The sequence below is a fragment of the Bacillus sp. AF62 genome, assembly GCF_050312695.1.
In the GTDB taxonomy this organism is placed as follows: Bacteria; Bacillota; Bacilli; order Bacillales; family Bacillaceae_G; genus Bacillus_A; species Bacillus_A cereus.
In genome coordinates, this window is the sequence record NZ_JBNPJZ010000309.1 from 1 (window position 1) to 257 (window position 257).

Genomic DNA, 257 nt, shown 5'->3' on the forward strand with positions numbered 1-257 from the left:
GCGGAAGTAGTTCAGTGGTAGAATACAACCTTGCCAAGGTTGGGGTCGCGGGTTCGAATCCCGTCTTCCGCTCCAATTTTCAATATGACATGCCGGGGTGGCGGAACAGGCAGACGCACAGGACTTAAAATCCTGCGGTGGGTGACCACCGTGCGGGTTCGACCCCCGCCCTCGGCACCATATGCGCCCGTAGCTCAATTGGATAGAGCGTTTGACTACGGATCAAGAGGTTAGGGGTTCGACTCCTCTCGGGCGCG

3 tRNA genes are annotated in these 257 nt (G+C 58.0%); all 3 read left to right on the forward strand.

From position 1 onward, the window contains the following. A tRNA-Gly gene (locus ACQRBL_RS32885) sits at positions 1-75 on the forward strand. Positions 76-91: 16 nt separating this feature from the next. Continuing rightward, positions 92-180: transfer RNA gene (locus ACQRBL_RS32890), tRNA-Leu, on the forward strand. A 3-nt stretch (positions 181-183) separates the two neighbouring features. Beyond that, positions 184-257: transfer RNA gene (locus ACQRBL_RS32895), tRNA-Arg, on the forward strand.